At 57.9% G+C, this 15995-nt stretch carries 15 protein-coding genes; 11 read left to right on the top strand and 4 right to left on the bottom strand.

Going from position 1 to position 15995, the window contains the following annotated elements:
• Positions 1 to 32: 32 nt before the first annotated feature.
• The 7 genes from J2Y83_RS14125 to J2Y83_RS14095 all read left to right on the top strand — a co-directional run bounded on the left by J2Y83_RS14125 (position 33) and on the right by J2Y83_RS14095 (position 8127).
• The gene (locus J2Y83_RS14125) at positions 33 to 620 is read left to right on the top strand and encodes a tail assembly protein (RefSeq protein WP_247395566.1); all 588 of its coding nucleotides are present in this window, start codon (positions 33 to 35) and stop codon (positions 618 to 620) included.
• Between the two features lie 59 nt (positions 621 to 679).
• Positions 680 to 4249 (top strand): phage tail protein, encoded by a 3570-nt coding sequence (locus J2Y83_RS14120; RefSeq protein WP_253396078.1) that lies wholly within the window; start codon positions 680 to 682, stop codon positions 4247 to 4249.
• A 322-nt stretch (positions 4250 to 4571) separates the two neighbouring features.
• Positions 4572 to 5234, top strand: a complete 663-nt coding sequence (locus J2Y83_RS14115) for a hypothetical protein (protein WP_253396076.1) — start codon at positions 4572 to 4574, stop codon at positions 5232 to 5234.
• Between the two features lie 65 nt (positions 5235 to 5299).
• Complete coding sequence (locus J2Y83_RS14110) at positions 5300 to 6658, top strand: pyocin knob domain-containing protein (protein WP_253396074.1); 1359 nt, start codon at positions 5300 to 5302, stop codon at positions 6656 to 6658.
• A 1-nt stretch (position 6659) separates the two neighbouring features.
• Positions 6660 to 7055, top strand: a complete 396-nt coding sequence (locus J2Y83_RS14105; RefSeq protein WP_253396072.1) for a hypothetical protein — start codon at positions 6660 to 6662, stop codon at positions 7053 to 7055.
• Positions 7056 to 7114: 59 nt separating this feature from the next.
• On the top strand, positions 7115 to 7624 hold the full coding sequence (locus tag J2Y83_RS14100; protein WP_253396070.1) for a glycoside hydrolase family 24 protein: 510 nt from the start codon (positions 7115 to 7117) through the stop codon (positions 7622 to 7624).
• Positions 7621 to 8127: a lysis system i-spanin subunit Rz gene (locus J2Y83_RS14095; protein WP_253396068.1), complete on the top strand. Its 507-nt coding sequence runs from the start codon at positions 7621 to 7623 to the stop codon at positions 8125 to 8127. Before J2Y83_RS14100 ends, J2Y83_RS14095 begins: the two co-directional genes overlap by 4 nt.
• A gap of 8 nt (positions 8128 to 8135) precedes the next feature.
• On the opposite strand, the gene J2Y83_RS14090 is transcribed toward J2Y83_RS14095, so the two are convergent.
• Positions 8136 to 8345: a hypothetical protein gene (locus J2Y83_RS14090; protein WP_253396067.1), complete on the bottom strand. Its 210-nt coding sequence runs from the start codon at positions 8343 to 8345 to the stop codon at positions 8136 to 8138.
• A 429-nt stretch (positions 8346 to 8774) separates the two neighbouring features.
• On the opposite strand from J2Y83_RS14090, the gene J2Y83_RS14085 reads away from it, so the two are divergent.
• The gene (locus tag J2Y83_RS14085; protein ID WP_253396066.1) at positions 8775 to 9104 is read left to right on the top strand and encodes a hypothetical protein; all 330 of its coding nucleotides are present in this window, start codon (positions 8775 to 8777) and stop codon (positions 9102 to 9104) included.
• Between the two features lie 89 nt (positions 9105 to 9193).
• Here J2Y83_RS14085 and J2Y83_RS14080 read toward each other — a convergent pair whose 3' ends face one another.
• Complete coding sequence (locus J2Y83_RS14080; protein ID WP_253396065.1) at positions 9194 to 9892, bottom strand: tetratricopeptide repeat protein; 699 nt, start codon at positions 9890 to 9892, stop codon at positions 9194 to 9196.
• A gap of 224 nt (positions 9893 to 10116) precedes the next feature.
• On the opposite strand from J2Y83_RS14080, the gene J2Y83_RS14075 reads away from it, so the two are divergent.
• From J2Y83_RS14075 to J2Y83_RS14065, 3 genes are all read left to right on the top strand, one after another.
• A complete protein-coding gene (locus J2Y83_RS14075) occupies positions 10117 to 10539 on the top strand; it encodes an RDD family protein (protein ID WP_253396064.1) in 423 nt (140 codons plus the stop codon).
• A 136-nt stretch (positions 10540 to 10675) separates the two neighbouring features.
• Complete coding sequence (locus tag J2Y83_RS14070; RefSeq protein ID WP_253396063.1) at positions 10676 to 10837, top strand: hypothetical protein; 162 nt, start codon at positions 10676 to 10678, stop codon at positions 10835 to 10837.
• 738 nt (positions 10838 to 11575) lie between these two features.
• On the top strand, positions 11576 to 12559 hold the full coding sequence (locus J2Y83_RS14065; RefSeq protein ID WP_253400392.1) for a GlxA family transcriptional regulator: 984 nt from the start codon (positions 11576 to 11578) through the stop codon (positions 12557 to 12559).
• Here the strand turns inward: J2Y83_RS14065 and J2Y83_RS14060 are convergent.
• Together J2Y83_RS14060 and J2Y83_RS14055 are read right to left on the bottom strand one after the other, a co-directional pair.
• Complete coding sequence (locus J2Y83_RS14060; protein WP_253396061.1) at positions 12552 to 14486, bottom strand: avidin/streptavidin family protein; 1935 nt, start codon at positions 14484 to 14486, stop codon at positions 12552 to 12554. The two genes, J2Y83_RS14065 and J2Y83_RS14060, sit on opposite strands and share 8 nt — an antisense overlap.
• 149 nt (positions 14487 to 14635) lie before the next feature.
• Positions 14636 to 15994, bottom strand: a complete 1359-nt coding sequence (locus J2Y83_RS14055; protein WP_253396059.1) for an MFS transporter — start codon at positions 15992 to 15994, stop codon at positions 14636 to 14638.
• Position 15995: the final 1 nt, after the last annotated feature.

Genomic DNA, 15995 nt, shown 5'->3' with positions numbered 1-15995 from the left:
TTCGGGCGGCTTTTTCACGTCCGGAGAAAACTATGGCAGCGCTCGCAATCGAATACCAGCCACTCACCACCATCCTGCTTTTCGGTCAGCTACGCCAGTTCGGTCGCTCCTTCAAACTGTCGGTCAGAACGACCGCCGAGGCGATCAAGGCCCTCTGCGTGCAGGTTCCTGGCTTCGAGCGGTTCTTGTCGAATGCGAAGTCTCGAGGGATTGAGTTCGCGGTGTTCAGGGGGAAAAAGAATATTGGAGAGGGCGAGCTCGCTTTTGGCGGAGAAGGCGACATCCGCATTGCGCCGGTAATTACTGGTAGCAAACGGGCTGGGATTCTCCAGACAATCGTTGGTGTAGTGCTACTCGCTATTTCTTATGTTTTCCCGGTTACCGCACCATATTTGGCTCCCGCCGGCATCGGTCTGGTCGCTGGCGGCGTGATCCAAATGCTCAGCCCCCAGGCCGGCGGCCTCAAGACCAGCGCCGCGCCAGAGAACACCCCCGGCTATGCCTTCGGCAGCGCAAAGAACACCACCGCGTCCGGTAATCCGGTACCGCTTTGCATAGGTGAGCGCCGGTGGGGTGGCGCAATTATCAGCGCCGCCATCTATGCCGAAGACCAGATGTAGCAGAAACCCGCAGCACTGCAGCCGCCCAAGAGGCGGTTTTTTATTGCCTGGAGGAAAGCATGGGCGCAGCACGCAAGATTGATATCCACGGCGCCAAGGGCGGCGAAGAGAAAGCAAAAACGCCAACGGAAGCCCCGGATAGCCTGCGCTCTGTTGCCATCGCCAAGATGCTGATTGCCATCGGGGAGGGTGAGTTCGAAGGCACGCCCACCGCGCGCGACATCTATCTCGACAACACCCCGCTGCAAGATCCTCAGGGCAACATGAACTTCCCGAACGTGAAGTGGGAGTGGCGCACCGGCGCTTTGGACCAGACCTATATCCAGGGCATCCCCTCGATCGAGAACGAAACCACCATCAGTACCGAACTGCGCAGCGGCACACCGTGGGTTCGGGCAATCAGTAACACCCAGCTTTCGGCTGTGCGCGTGCGTTTTGCCTGGCCGGCGCTCCAGTCTGTGGATGCCAGCAACAACATCAACGGCTACCGGATTGAGTACAAAGTTGAGCTCGCCACCGACGGCGGTGCTTATCAGCAGGTGCTGAGTGAGGCTGTCGACGGCAAGACCACGAGCACTTATGAGCGCACCCGTCGTATCGATTTACCCAGGGCCACCACCGGCTGGCTGATGCGCATAACCCGTCTGACGATCAACCAGAACAACAACAAAATCTCCGACACGATGCAGATCGCGGGCTTCACTGAGGTGATCGACGCCAAGATTCGCTATCCGAACACCGCGCTGCTCTACATCGAATTCTCGGCCGAGCAGTTCCGCAGCATTCCGGCGGTAACCGTCGGCTGCAAGGCCCGTAAATGGCAGGTCCCAAGCAACTACGACCCCGTGTCGCGGACATACAGTGGTATCTGGGACGGAACGCTCAAAGAGGCCTACACCAACAATCCGACCTGGGCTACATACGGCATCACCACCAGTGACCGATTCGGCCTTGGCCGTCGCATCAAGCCGTGGATGGTGGACAAGTGGGAGCTCTACCGCATCTCGCAGTACTGCGACCAACTGGTACCGGACGGGAAGGGCGGCATGGAGCCGCGCTTCATCTGCAACCTGAACCTGCAGAGCAAGGCAGATGCCTGGTCGCTGCTGCGCGATATCTCGGCGATCTACCGGGGCATGACCTACTGGGCCCAGGGCCAGGTCTTCACCCTGTCGGATATGCCGCGCGCCACCGACTTCGACTTCGCCTACACCCGAGCGAATGTGATCGACGGCAAGTTCACTTACTCGAGCGCGTCGGAGCGCACCCGGTACAGCCGAGCGCTGATCAGCTACGATAACCCGTCGAACAACTACGACACCGACGTCACTGCCGTCACGGATGCCAAGCTGCAGCGCCGCTACGGCGATAATCCGCTGGAGATCAGTGCCATCGGCTGCACCCGCGAGTCGGAGGCTCAGCGCCGCGGCAAGTGGGCGCTGCTCACCAACTCCAAGGACCGGGCCGTTACCTTCAAGGTCGGCCTCGACGGGCGCATTCCTCTGCCTGGCTACGTGATCCCGATCGCTGACGAACTCCTGGCCGGTCGGCCGGTGGGCGGGCGCATCTCTGCTGTGAACGGCAAGGTCATCACGCTGGACCGCGACACCCAGGCCAAGCCCGGCGATCGATTGATCCTCAACCTGCCCGACGGCAAGTGCGAGGGGCGCACCGTGCAACTGGTTAGCGGCCGGCAGGTCACCGTTACCGTGGCCTACTCAGTGGCGCCTGAGCGTGAACTGGTATGGGCGCTGGATGCCGACGATCTCGCCATCCCGCTGTACCGGGTGGTGAGCGTTGCCCGGCCGGAGCCTGGTGTGTTCGAGATCTCGGCCGTGCAGTATGACCCGAGCAAGTTCGCGCACATCGACACCGGCGCGCGCCTGGAAGAGCGCGCAATCAGCGTCGTGCCGATCACCGTCGTTCCGGCGCCGGCGAGCGTCACACTGACGTCGAGCTACGCCGTGAACCAAGGCATTGCCATTAGCACCATGAACATTTCGTGGCCCGCCGTGACCGGTGCAGTCGCCTATGACGTGGAGTGGCGCAAGGACAGCGGCAACTGGATCAAGGTGCAGCGTACCGGTTCGACCAGCGTCGACGTCACTGGCATTTACTCCGGCGCCTACGTGGCCCGGGTTCGGTCCGTGAGCGCCTTCGAGATTTCCTCGATCTGGAAGAGCTCCAACCTGACCAACCTGGAAGGGAAGGTTGGCCTGCCGCCGGCGGTGGCGTTCCTGACCACTACCAGCGAACTGTTCGGCATCGGCATCAAGTGGGGCTTTCCTGCTGGCGCCGAAGACACCCAGCGCACCGAGCTATGGTATGGGCCGGCCAATGACTTGTCGGTGGCGACCAAGCTTGCCGACCTGGCGCATCCGCAGGCGGATTACCGCATGCAGTCGCTGTTAGCTGGCGCAACCCTGTTCTTCTGGGCTCGCCTGGTGGACCGCACCGGCAACGTTGGCCAGTTCTATCCGGTGGGCAATGGTGTGATTGGGCAGGCCAGTTCGGATGCTGCACCGGTGCTGGAGTTGATCGCTGGGCAGATCGGCCGGACCGAGCTCGGTCAGGACATCAACGACGAGATCGACAAGATCCCGGGCCTGCAGGCGCAGATCGATGCGCTCGACGGGCTGTCTGCCTACGACCCTGAGCAAACCTACCTCGAGGGCGACCTGGTAGTGGTGGGCAAGCGGATCTATCAGGCTACTGGCATGGTCCCCGTCGATACACCTCCGCCGAACGCCATCTTCTGGCAGGACGTGGGCCAGGCGGTGGTCACTGCCAACGGCCTCGCGCGCCAGGTGGAGATCAACACCACCAGCATTACCGAACTGGACGGCGTGGTCACGGCCCAGGCGTCAAGCCTTCAGGCCTTGCAGTCTGCTTATCGTGACGACACCGGGGAGGGTGATCTGGCCGATGCGCTCCAGGGCTACAACGCCTCGGCGAGTTTCGCGCAGGAAGTGAAGACGCGCGCTTCGCAGAACGAGGCCATGGTGCAGCGCCAGACCGAACTCACCGCATCGGTGGGCGACGTCGCCGGCACTGTGACCGATCTGGAAAGCGTCGTGGTCACGGATCGCGAGGCCACGGCCCTGGCCATCCAGCAGCTGCACACGGATGTCGAGGGGAACACCTCCGACATTCAGACACAGTCCCAGATCGTCAGCGATATCGGCGACAAGGTGAACCTGTCCTGGTCGGTAAAGATGCAATACAACTCCGTGACCGGGCAGTACATAACCGCCGGGGTGGGTTTGAGCATTGAGAATGGCCCCGCGGGTTTGCAAAGCCAGTTTCTGGTCAGCGCGGACCGGTTCGCCATCGTCAACACTATTGCCGGCGGCGCGATCTCGGTTCCGTTTGCGGTGCAAGGCGGGCAGGTGTTCATGAACTCGGCGTTCATCCAAGACGGCACGATCACCAACGCCAAAATCGGCAATTTCATTGCGTCCAACAACTACGTAGCGGGCGTTTCCGGCTGGAAGCTGTTCTTCGACGGGACCTTTGAAATTAACAGCGCTTTCGGTGGCCAAGCGCGGCAGGTAATCAATAACGCAGGCGGCAAGGTCTTCGACGAGAACGGAACCAAGCGCTACCAGTGGGGAGACCTTTCCGCATGAACTACGGGGTAAGAGTGTGGGGGCCGACCGGCCTCCTGGAGCTGGATGAAAATTCTTTTACTGTAAGGATTGTTTATTCAGAGATAGTCCAGTCGAGCGGTCGCAGTCGGTTTATAGCTATTCCTGGCGTCAACCCATCGACACATTCGGCAGTCTGCGTTCCTATTGCTGCCTATGACACAACGGCCCAAATGTGGACAGCGATTCAATACACGCCAATTGTAAACTCTGGAGGGGTTACTGTTTACTTCGGAAGTCCAGCAGCCTCTACTGGGCCCACTGGTTCAAGCCCACAAAGGCTCTTAGTTATGAGGTATCGCTAATGTCTTATGGAGTTACTTTTACCAATAATTCCGATGTTGTGACGCTTGACTCTGAGCTCTCGAGGCTTGTTGTACTTGAGAAAGGCACCTGGAATGGCAGCGGCTCAGGAGTGTTTGTGCCGTTCGCAAAGACGATTACAACTGACGAACCACCGCTGGTATTCGTCAGGCCAAGTCAGTCAAACTTACTTTGTTTCTGCTTGATTCATGGATCGGCGCGAGCATGGACAGGCTTTTCCTTTGTAGGGATTGTGGGTCAGGCGACTTCTGGAAATTGGTTTGCTGCAGCATTCAAGTCAGAGCCAACGGCTGCGTATGGGTTTCGTTTGTGGGATGCCTCATCCAAACTTCTATTTGATAGCGGCACGCCTTGTGCGCAATTTACAAGAACTATTACAAGTTGGGCATATCTTGGCTCAGTAGGTTATCCCCCTGGATCGGGGCAGTACAGATATAGCTGGACTGCATCATCACCGTTAGATACTGGCGACTATATGCTATTAAATAACATTGCTATGGATATAGCAGGGGTCACGTCTAGGCAAGGCAATGTATACGCGGTTTGGGAGTATAATAATAATCGCCTTGTTATTCAGGCAGTAGGTGTCGACCTTCCGGCGGCGTTGTATATGCCGGTAGTTTTTGCGAAGCCCGTTTCATAAACGTAGCAATAACTGTTTGAATTCTACAACCGCCATGCGCGGTTTTTTATTGCCTGGAGAAAAGTATGGGCTGGTACAAAACTGGGACTGTCAGTGTCGCGTCTGGTAGCAATGCGGTGATCGGCACCGGCACGTCGTTCATCGCGAACTCGCGTGTAGGTGATGCCTTTCGTGGGCCCGATGGCGGATGGTACGAAGTCACCAATATCGCCAGCGATACGGCGCTTTCGATCTCTCCCACTTACCAAGGCGCCACCGTGGCGACCGGCAGTTACTCGTTAGCGCCCATGCAGGGTTACGTCAAGGATTCGGCTGACGCCTTGCGTGCGGCCACCCAGGTGATTGCCAGCACCGCTACCGACATGACAGCACAGGTCACCGCGGCTCAGGCTGCCGCAGCTTCTGCGACTGCCTCAAAGGATGCAGTAACAGTGCTGGAGGCATCGGCCACCCAGAGCAAAAATGCTGCCGCCTCTTCGGCTGCCACGGCGGCTTCCGCAAAGGACCAGTCGGCGCAGAGTGCGAGCGAGGCTCTGGCTAATAAGAACTCTTCAAAAACCAGCGAGACCAATGCGGCAAACTCCGCGGCCGTCGCACAGGCGGCTGCCAGTTCAGTTACAAATAAGGCGTCGGCAGGCGCTAACAGCGACATCACATCTCTTAGCGGCCTGACCACGGCACTTTCTGTGGCGCAGGGCGGAACCGGGGGCAAAACCCAGGTCACGGCGCAGGCCGCTTTAGGCTTGCCAAAAGCGGCCGGTAACAGCTCAACGTCGGGAGAGGTTCTGCAAGTCGGCCATGCCGGATGGAACGGCGGAGTTGCAATACTGGCGGGCGCCGGTACGGACTGTAACAGTCTGCAACGGTCGAGCTTGTATGCGCTGAATGCCACCTATACTAATGGCCCGCCGTCTTTCTCGGGTGGACCAATATATATCAGAGTCTCCGTGCATGGCGCTGGTGCATATCTAACCCAAGAGGCATTCGGAATAACCAGTAACCTCAGGGCGATCCGATGCATGAGCGGCGGAGTATGGGGTGGTTGGGCGCCGGAGGGTGCTTTCTCAAGCTTGTCTGGAGCGCCTACTGATAACTCCGTGCTTTCTGCCGCGTTGAGCTCGAAACTGAGCATTACATCGACTGGCGGCACGTCTGCCAACGGGTGGATAAAGTATTCGGATGGGACTATCGAGCAGTGGGGGACGGTGAGTGTCGCCAATGCTGCTGCGGGAGTTACATTTTCTTTCAATACACCATTTTTGACGGGGGTAAGGCTGTTTCTTGCGACGACCGCTATGGATGGGCGGGGCGCCGGCGCAGAGGCCAACAATACTGCAATCCCTATGAATCTGAGTCAGTTCAAGATTGCATCAGGGCACGCCACTACTCCTGTCAATGTGACCTGGTATGCGAAAGGAATTTGATATGTATTTCGACTGCAAGACGATGACGTTTCAATCCGACCAGCAAGAAGGCTTTGTTCTTTTAAGTGATGAAGAATACTGCCGCTTGCTTGACGGGCGAGGAGAAGGCAACAGCATTATTTTAGATGAGTCTGGAGTGCCCACACTTGAGCCTATCCCTCTCCCAACCGAAGACGATTTGCAGGGAGCGTCTGAGGCCGCATGGCGTACCGCCGAGCTTCCGGTAATCGCACGCCAATTGGACGCCATCGAAGAGGCGGATGCGGATGTTCCTCCTGTAGATCTTCTGCCCGGCACCCGAAAGCAGTGGTTGAAGTATCGAGGCCAGGTCAGCAACTGGAACGAGACCAATCCCGACTTCCCCGACATCAGCAAGCGTCCTATAGCGCCCACCTGATTCGATACCGAATGCCACCACCCGCCATGAGCGGGTTTATTTTTGCCTGGAGAAAAGCAATGGCACGACTTTCCGAATCACTCGCCGGCGGCCGTAACGCGTTGGCGTTCCTCGACATGCTCGCCTGGAGCGAGGGCACCAGCACATCTCCGGCCACGGCCATGGATGGTTACGACGTGATCGTCACCGGCGCCGATCGTAAGCCCGAGGTCTTCAAGGACTTCACCGATCACCCGTTCGCCAAGGGGCGCGCGTCGAAGGTCGTCAACAGCAAGGGGCTGACGTCCAATGCTTCCGGCCGCTATCAGCAGATGCTGAAGGACTGGCCGCACTACAAGGCGCTGCTCAAGCTGCCGGACTTCAGCCCGATCAGCCAAGACCTTCTGGCGCTGCAGCACATCCGCGAGTGCCGGGCTTTGGCCGACGTGGTGGTCGGGCGGATCGAAACGGCTATCGCGAAGTGCCGGAACATCTGGGCCAGCCTGCCCGGCGCGGGATACGGGCAGCGCGAACACCGCTTGGAGGATCTGCTAAAGCAGTACCGGCTGGCGGGCGGGGTGATGTCGTGACGCCCGGGCAGATCCTGGCCGCGATCCTGCTGGCAATGGTCATCGGCTTTGGCGGTGCCTGGCAGGTGCAGGACTGGCGCATGGGCAAGAAGCTCTCCGAGCAGGCCGGCCTGCACAAGGACGACCTGGCGGAGATCACCAATGCCGCCGCCGCCCAAGCGCGCACCGAGACCGACAAGCGCCTGGCCCTGGAGCAGCAGCTCGCCGGCCAGGACCAACAACACACCAGGGAATTATCCGATGCCCAACGCAACCAGGCTGTTCTGCGCGATCGCCTTGCCACTTCTGATGTCCGGCTGTCAGTCCTTCTCGACGCCGCGGATTCAGCTAGTGGCTGCAACGTGCCTGCCGCCCCCGGCGCCGTCGGCGTGGTTCATGGAGCCGCGCGAGCCCAACTTGACCCAGCGCATGCTCAACGAATTCTCGCCATTACCGGTGACGGCGATCAAGGATTGATCGCGCTGCGGGCGTGCCAGGCGTATGTCAGGGCGATAGCCCGCTGACCGTCTGATCACTCAGGAGCCATGAGGACGGCCAGGGTAAGCTTGATGAACTCTTCGTTCTCATCGATTGTGTGCAGAGCGCCGCGCACGTTCTCGGCCACATCGGCGGAGCCACGCTGCTCGACCCAGTTCGAGATCTCCATGATGGACGCCTCAAGGGCCAGCTGGTTTTCGTAGAGCTTGGAGAGTAGGGAGGGGAGTAGGTCTGAGTTGGGCATCGGCGGTCCTCTGGTTGAGTGAACAGCTTAGCAGTCGGTGTTCTTTGGGGTGTTTGTGTTCGGTCGGCAGGACGCCGGGGGAGGTTTGAAACAGTTCCGAAACAAAAAGTAGAGTCCGCATTCTGCGCGGTCTCCAGGGCATATTTTTTGCCATGGTTTCGGAACGTAATTTCTCTACAGGCCGCAGCCCACTTGATTTTCACGCTCGGATTGCAAATCCGCCTACGCCGGTTCGATTCCGACCTCGGCCTCCACTCTTAGAAACCCCGTAGATTAACGTCTACGGGGTTTTTTATTGCCTGTGATTTGGGAAATGTTCCGCAACCCCAAGGTTTTTTGATCGAAACCAGAGTGCAGCTAGCGCTGGCCTTTTCGCATCTGGCTTCCAGTGTTAGATTCGTCGCAATTAATACCCACAAGGACAGTGCAATGGCCCGCTATTTCAAAAAACCAGGCAGTGACCAAGTTGAAGAGGTCGATGCATTTCAGGTTCTGGCGATATTCTTTCTCGGTGCGATCTATCTGCTCTTCGCCGGCCTTTGGCGGCACTTGCTAATCTGGGGTATCGCCATAGGCTTGGGTATTTTTGCCGGTCCGCCTTGGATGGCTATCCCTATCGCCGGATTGCCCATCATTTACTGCTTTTTGATACGTAAAATCGTGGCTGACGAGTATTTGAAGAAGGGTTGGGTGGAGGTGCCCGATCCAAAGGTTGCACTCAAGAAAGCAGCGCCAGGCGCTCAGTCTCTCGCAGAGTAGTTGTTTCGAAGCAGGCCCAGATAGTGTTGGGCCTTTTGCCCCTGGTTTCGGCTAAAAAATCGGCCGTGTAAATGTTTAGTAAGCGTCTGCTACTTTTTTGGCTCGGTTCTTGAGGTGTCTAACTCGTTTTGTAGCGAGCGGAGACGGTTGTCATTTGGATGTTTGAGTTTTAGCTCATTCAGATTTGTTTGCGCCGTTGAGTATTGGCCGACCTTTATTAGATTTCGGACCAGAACTATTTGAGTTATTCGCCCTGGCGCAATATCAAAAGCCGCTTGGTTAAATACCAGGGCTTTGTCGAAGTCAGCGTACTGTTTGCCGTTGTCACCCATATATAAGAGACCCAGTACGTTATTCGCCGCGAGTTGACGAGGGTTGATTCTGACCGCTTTTTCCAGGCGCTCTCGAGCTGTCGGGATTCTGCCTTGCATCAGATCCGCATCTGCCATGTTGACGAGATAGTCGTAGGAGCCCGCAGGGTAATAGCTGGCAGCTTTTGCCGCATAGTCTCCCGAGCGCTGGTAGTCACCTAACTCATAGTAGCTAAGGGATATATATCGTAAGGCGGATGCCTTTTGTTGATTGCTGGTCGCCGGGTCGGCTTCAATTTTTTTAAAGTTTTCAATGGCTTCAGTACTGTTTCCATTGTCTTGAAGTGCCTGGCTTTGCGTGAAGTTGGTATTTATTTCTTTTTTATGTTCGTTGGCCTTCACGAGTTCTTGAACCTTGTCGCAGCCGGACACTGTCAGGCAGAAGCAAATCATGGACATTATTTTGGCTTTGCGCATTTCAAGCAGCCTTAGCATCAAAAAGTTTGGATGGACTCAGGGGGGGAATGATGCTCAGCCTCGCACCATTTTGGGAAGAGGGAATCAGCTGTTGCTGATAAATTTTCCAGAGCGAGGGCGCGTTCAATATCTTAAACTGCGCCTGCCACAACAATCACCGAAATCGACACCGGCTTTTTTGCCTCTGCCAATACCTGACCTAAAAACGAATGGAATAACACCCCATGGAAGGCAACAACACCCAAAATGAATACCGCAAGCCCAATAACCTGGCCGGTCTCGGGCGGCGTTTGGGCGGTCAGTGTATCGACTCGCTGATGACCTTCTTTCTGTTATTCGCGGTAGGGCGCACGGCTGAGGTTTTTGGTTTTGCGTCTGACGTGGCAGGGGTTCTGGCTGTGGGCGCCGCTGCGACGTACTACCTGTTTTCCGACGCTCTGCCCAACGGTCAAAGCTTGGGTAAAAAGCTGCTGGGGATGTCGGTGATCGATGAGCGCAGCTACCTTGGCTGCAATCTATTCCAATCGTTTATGCGCAATATCACGACGCCCTTTCTGAGTGTTCTGGACTGGATTTTTATTTTCTTTGGTTCACGCAAGCGTCTAGGCGACATGCTCGCATCCACGGTAGTGATCCGATCCAGGTAATCAGTCTATAGCGGCCAGGTATTTGTAGCCTTTACAACACAATCCCTACCATCAAGTTACACGATAAGCGTGACGCACTTCATTTTGAACGGTCTTATCCATTGAGCATTAAAGCTTGTGGATAGAGAGTCTTGTGATGAAGTTGAACAACCTAACTAAGGCGGCACTGATTGTCGCGTTGTTATCGTCCCTGTCGGGCTGCTGGATATTCATGCCACCGGGCGGTGGTGGTGGCGGTGGTGGTGGACACGGTCAGGGCGGCGGCCATGGCGGCCCAGGCGGTCCCGGCCCGCGTTAAGTAGCGGCTTATCAGGGCAAGCCACGCTATTCATCTTGATGAGGCGTGGCTTGCTTTTTTTTGCCTGGCTTAAATCACGGGCAAAGAAAAGCCCGCGATGGGGAGTGCGGGCTAAAAGGTGTTTCTCTAGGAGCTGAAACAACATTAGACGCTCATCTGTGAAAGCCTTGTGAAAGGGCAGACTCAACGTACCTCGATGTATTTTAGGTCGATCTGCTCAGACGGATAAGGCATCTGTCACAGACATGTACCCCCGTTTGCATGCCGCTCCATCTTCATGTCCACCCGCCTGCTGTCAGTCTTTATGCTGTTGGAGAGGGGCTGCGTTGACGTCAGACGGGCGAGATGGTCGCCAGCAGACCGATACCGATGGTCAGCACCAAAAAGCCAAACAGGAAAATTGCCATCTTGGTCATAAGGCCTCCGAAGGGAAGGGGGCGGCCGGAACATTCCTGCCGCGCTCGACAAGGGTGTCGGGAGTGGCCCTATTGTCCGCCTCGTTGAAATTTCGATACAGGCGCAGATAGCAAAGAAAAAACCGTATCAGATGCCTGCGCAAGGCTTTGGCCTGGGGGGTTGGCGAGGGCCGGGTTTATCAAGATCAGCGTGTGAGCCAGGCCTTGAGGGTATGGCGCGCTACCTGAGACAGCCGCTGCATTTCCCCCTAAGATGGCGCCCACAGCCTCAACAATAAGAGAGGGCCAACCCTCGATGGAAAGACGTCAATTCAGCGGCGGCATGAAAGGCAAGAACCTGCGCTACCTCAATGAGCCTTCCGGCCAGTCGGCGTCGGCCACCCGCGTCGGCTTCCTGCTGCTCGAACACTTCTCCCTGCCGGCCTTCACCCAGACCCTCGACACCCTGGTCACCGCCAATCTCCTGCGTCCCGAGCTGTTCGCATCGCGCACGTTTGGCTGGGGTGACGGCGAAGTCATCAGCGACCTGGGCCTGGTGATCCGCCCCGATGCACGCCTCGACGTGGCGGCATTGCAAACGCTGGAATTGCTGGTGATCTGCGGCGGCTTTCGCACCGAGCTGAAGGCCAGCGACGACTTCATCCACCTGCTGCGCTGTGCCGCCGAGCAGGGCGTCAGCCTTGCCGGCTTGTGGAACGGCGCCTGGTTTTTAGGTCGTGCCGGCCTGTTGCAGGACTACCGCTGCGCCATCCACCCCGAACATCGTCCGGCGCTGGCGGAGGTGTCCAAGGCTGCCCACGTCACCAGCGAGCCGTATGTCATCGACCGCGACCGCCTGACCGCATCCAGCCCGTCCGGGGCGTTCCACATGGCGTTGGATTGGATCAAGGGCCTGCACGACAAGGCGTTGGTCGAAGGCATCGAGGATATCCTGGCCTTCGAGGAGTCCCGCTACCGGCGGATCAAACCGACGGAAAACGTCAGCGTCAGCGCGCCGTTACGCGAGGTGGTGAAACTGATGGACGCCAACCTCGAAGAGCCTCTGGAACTCGACCAGCTCGCCGTCTACGCCGGCCGCTCCCGCCGTCAGCTCGAACGGCTGTTCAAGGAACAACTGGGCACCACGCCGCAGCGCTATTACATGGAACTGCGGGTGACGGAGGCTCGCCGGTTGTTGCAACACACCGAGTTGTCGCAGGTGGAGGTGCTGGTGGCGTGCGGGTTTGTTTCGCCGAGTCATTTCAGCAAGTGTTATAGCGCGTATTTTGGCTACAGACCGTCGAAGGAAAAGAGGTTGGTCAAGTAGCGCGAGTGAAGCGTATCGATGAGATCTGTGTTGCCAGGTAGGCATTTGCAGGCGCGACTGAAGCGCTTGCCAGTATCAGCAGATCGAGCACGTCTTCCGCCAATTCCAGGGCGCCGCATATGGCACACACCTTCGGGTCCGCAGCCTCGGCGGCGGTGAGGCTCACGGATTGGCGCTGGAGTTTGCTGGCGACGGCATTGATGTCGGTAAAGCCGCGAACCTCTGAATCAGCCCCGCTGCCCGGACACGTCAGCCGCCCCCGAACGATACCCATGCGCTGCGTGCTGTCGCCTTGCACGCTCAATACCAAAGACGTTCCATCGCCCGCGACCCAACTGCCCGCCAGCGCATTTTCAACGGGTAACAGCGGCGGTGGCGAAGGGGGCTCAAGGCGTCGTTGTTTCTCTAGCCGACGATAGACCAACTTGTCGACATAGGTTCCCGGGCCGGCAAGTTCAGGGAACTCGCTGGTTGCGACCAACAGGTGGGACAAAGTCAGCACTTCGCCGGTAGCCGTCACACTCAACTGCCCGCTCAATCCGGAAGTCCAGTTCCAGCTGGGGTCACAGGGCTCGGCGCCAAGATCGCGCCAGTTAATGGCCAGCGCGATGGGTTGGTTTTTTTCACGGTCAGGGGCCGCGCCCAAGGAAACGCCGCTCACCGAATACTTGCCCGTTGAGCCTGTCGAGGAGTGATAGGTGCCATAAATGTGCTGTCCCGACACCGCCAGATTCATGACTGAGCCGTAGTCGTTCTTCCAGGTGCCGGCGACCGATACGGTTTCAATCGAAGGGCCCGGGAGGGCGAGTTTTCCATTGGAGATTGAACGCGCTTCAGGTGTGAAATATTTCGATGACGATCGCGTGATGATCTGCGGACCCTCAGCACGATTGAACAGCCACATGCCTACGGGGGCTAACGAATAGACCTGATGACTGCATTTCACGACTTGATACTCGTACACCGTGTAGCAGTACTCCATCACCAGCGACCCCACCAGCACAAGGTCAGCCAGGCCCAATGGAGCGAATTGAGGCAAACGCTCGCCTTTTTGTGGGCCTTCTTCGATCAGGCAGTTATAGAGGTTGGCGCCCAAGGTGATCTCACCGTCGGCAAACCCCAGCACGATGTCGGGTTCTCCTCCCTGCGCAATACGCGCCAGGGTCCGGCGCATTAGACCGTCATCCCCTTTGAACTGCGAAGAGCCTGAGTCGAGCGCAAACTTGAGGTTACTGGCCATTAGCTCTGAGCCGACCGAGTAGGACTTCAGGTCGGCCGACCAGATGTATTCCACACCGGCTAAGGTGCTGTAGGCCGACCATGCCAAAAATAGGTGCGGGCCCTGGGTTTTCGTGGGGTCCACGCCGCCCATTTGGCAAGTGCCGTTGCGGGCTTGGTTATCCCAATCAAATGCGACGAAGGGATGGGCGGGAGACAGTTGGCCTTCACGCATTAATGCCTGGAGTAAAAAGGAGCTGCGTCCCTCGACGTAAGCGCTGCTGCAAGGTAAACCCAGGCCGCCGTCCCAATCGAGTTGCTTGAATTGTTCGCCGTCGTAGGCGGTGGCTAGCAGCAGTTGCGTCTCCAGTGGCGTACCGCAAGGCATTGTCAAAACGTCCGAGGCGGACTCCACCTGCATCGTGCCCCAGGGGCCAAAGCTGTAAGGCCGCTGCAGGCAATCGGTAAAGGCAAAGGTGCTGGAAGACTGGGCGTCAAAGCGGCCACCGGCAGAATGCACGCACTGGTTGGCCGGACAAAATGCCGAGGTGATCCAGTTCATGTTGGTGCCTGAATCGATTGCGAACTTGAGCGGTTGGCCAGGGGTGCCGAGTTTAAGCGTGCAATACCAAGGCGAAGCACCATTGTTCTGATAAGGCCCGCGCTGCATGGGGAAAACCAGGCGGTTTTCCAAGTGTTTATTGCTCATGAGAACTCCGTTTCCATTCGGATTGATAGGCGCCCGACCGGCGTCGGGCGCTTGAATGTGCCTGGCAATATTCAGCCTGATCGCCTTGGCGACCGCTGCCAGCGGCGAACCCTTCACGTTGTCGGATTCGACGCTGAACTCAGGCGGTTTCAGCGCAACGCCTCGCCTTCGGTTTCCGGCATGAACGCGGCAAGAATGACCGTGACCAAAAGAAAAGCGTTGATGATGCTGGTCGTCTGGTTGAACGAAGTGCCGTAGGCGATCAGCGCGCCGATCAGCGACGGTGCCAGTACGTTCGCCACGCGCTGGGCGAAAATCGCCCAGCCATAACCCACAGTTCGTAACGAGGTGGGATACAGCTCACCGATCCATGCCCCCCACACCCCCCATGCGCCGAGGCTAAAGAACGCCAACGCGAAATTGCTCAGGTAGAGCATTTCCAGGCTGTGGGCATTGGCAAAACCATAACCTGCCAACACCGATGCGCTGATAAAACTCACGATGACTTTTTTGCGCCCAAAGCGCCCCGTCAGATACGACGCGGCCATATAACCGGGGATCATGCACAACGCCGACAACGCGATAAAACCGTAGCTCTGCGGCAAGCTCAGGCCGCGCTGCTGCAGCAAGGTGGGTAGCCAGGTTTGCAAACCCCAGTAACCCCAAGAGAAGGTAAAGTTGACCGTGATTTGCAGCAGGCTGACCTTCAACAGAGCACGGCTGAAGAGGTCACGCTGGCGCCCCGAAGCACTGCGATCAACCTGCAGTTCGCAGTGCTCGGGTATGCGCACCGCCCCTTGGCTCAATACGGCAATCGCCGTTCTGGCCTCCTGTTGCCTGCCGGTAGAGGCTAGCCAATAAGGCGACTCCGGTACCCAGCGTGCCACGGCGATCGCCCACAACCCACCGAGCGAACTCAAGACGATGATCGCGCGCCAACCTTGCGGCAGTAACCACACGGTGGCGCCCAACGCCAGCAGCATTCCAATGGGCCAACCGGAAGCGAGATAAACGGTCAACGAGCCGCGCTGGCGTACCGGCAACAGTTCCTGGTAGTGCGCGAAGGTCACCACCATCATGCCCACGGCGGCGACCCCGGACAGCAATCGCAGGGCATACAGGGTCGAGTAATCGGGTGCAAACGCACTGGCCAGGGAGATGACGCCATAAGTGCCCAGGCTCCAGATAATCGCGCGTTTACGGCCAATGCGTTCTGCAACTTTGCCCCAGGCCAGCGCACCCAGCAGCATGCCGATGAACATCGCGCCGATCAGGTGGCCCACGCCAAGGGCGTCCAGGCCAAACTCGGCGGCAATCAGCGGCGCGGTGTAGACGATGATCATCATCTCCCAGGCTTCAATCGCAAAGACAAAGAACAGCACCAGGCAACACTGCAGGTGAGTACGGGTCAGGGGGAATTCTCGGAAGACGTCGCCCACGTTGCAGGTGTGCGAATCCGGCGCAGGTTCCGGGTGATCGGTGTGTAGCGTGGAGGAAATATCACTCATG

This window comes from Pseudomonas marginalis (genome assembly GCF_024169655.1).
Taxonomy (GTDB): Bacteria; Pseudomonadota; Gammaproteobacteria; order Pseudomonadales; family Pseudomonadaceae; genus Aquipseudomonas; species Aquipseudomonas paraveronii.
Note: the sequence above shows the minus strand (reverse complement) of the source record. Positions and strands in the feature narration are given on the sequence as shown.

Bases quoted from the DNA above. Each gene is read 5' to 3' on its own strand.
- J2Y83_RS14125 (WP_247395566.1), top strand. From the start codon at position 33: ATGGCAGCGCTCGCAATCGAATACCAGCCACTCACCACCATCCTGCTT.
- J2Y83_RS14120 (WP_253396078.1), top strand. From the start codon at position 680: ATGGGCGCAGCACGCAAGATTGATATCCACGGCGCCAAGGGCGGCGAA.
- J2Y83_RS14115 (WP_253396076.1), top strand. From the start codon at position 4,572: ATGTCTTATGGAGTTACTTTTACCAATAATTCCGATGTTGTGACGCTT.
- J2Y83_RS14110 (WP_253396074.1), top strand. From the start codon at position 5,300: ATGGGCTGGTACAAAACTGGGACTGTCAGTGTCGCGTCTGGTAGCAAT.
- J2Y83_RS14105 (WP_253396072.1), top strand. From the start codon at position 6,660: ATGTATTTCGACTGCAAGACGATGACGTTTCAATCCGACCAGCAAGAA.
- J2Y83_RS14100 (WP_253396070.1), top strand. From the start codon at position 7,115: ATGGCACGACTTTCCGAATCACTCGCCGGCGGCCGTAACGCGTTGGCG.
- J2Y83_RS14090 (WP_253396067.1), bottom strand. From the start codon at position 8,345: ATGCCCAACTCAGACCTACTCCCCTCCCTACTCTCCAAGCTCTACGAA.
- J2Y83_RS14085 (WP_253396066.1), top strand. From the start codon at position 8,775: ATGGCCCGCTATTTCAAAAAACCAGGCAGTGACCAAGTTGAAGAGGTC.
- J2Y83_RS14080 (WP_253396065.1), bottom strand. From the start codon at position 9,892: ATGCGCAAAGCCAAAATAATGTCCATGATTTGCTTCTGCCTGACAGTG.
- J2Y83_RS14075 (WP_253396064.1), top strand. From the start codon at position 10,117: ATGGAAGGCAACAACACCCAAAATGAATACCGCAAGCCCAATAACCTG.
- J2Y83_RS14070 (WP_253396063.1), top strand. From the start codon at position 10,676: ATGAAGTTGAACAACCTAACTAAGGCGGCACTGATTGTCGCGTTGTTA.
- J2Y83_RS14065 (WP_253400392.1), top strand. From the start codon at position 11,576: ATGAAAGGCAAGAACCTGCGCTACCTCAATGAGCCTTCCGGCCAGTCG.
- J2Y83_RS14060 (WP_253396061.1), bottom strand. From the start codon at position 14,486: ATGAGCAATAAACACTTGGAAAACCGCCTGGTTTTCCCCATGCAGCGC.
- J2Y83_RS14055 (WP_253396059.1), bottom strand. From the start codon at position 15,994: ATGAGTGATATTTCCTCCACGCTACACACCGATCACCCGGAACCTGCG.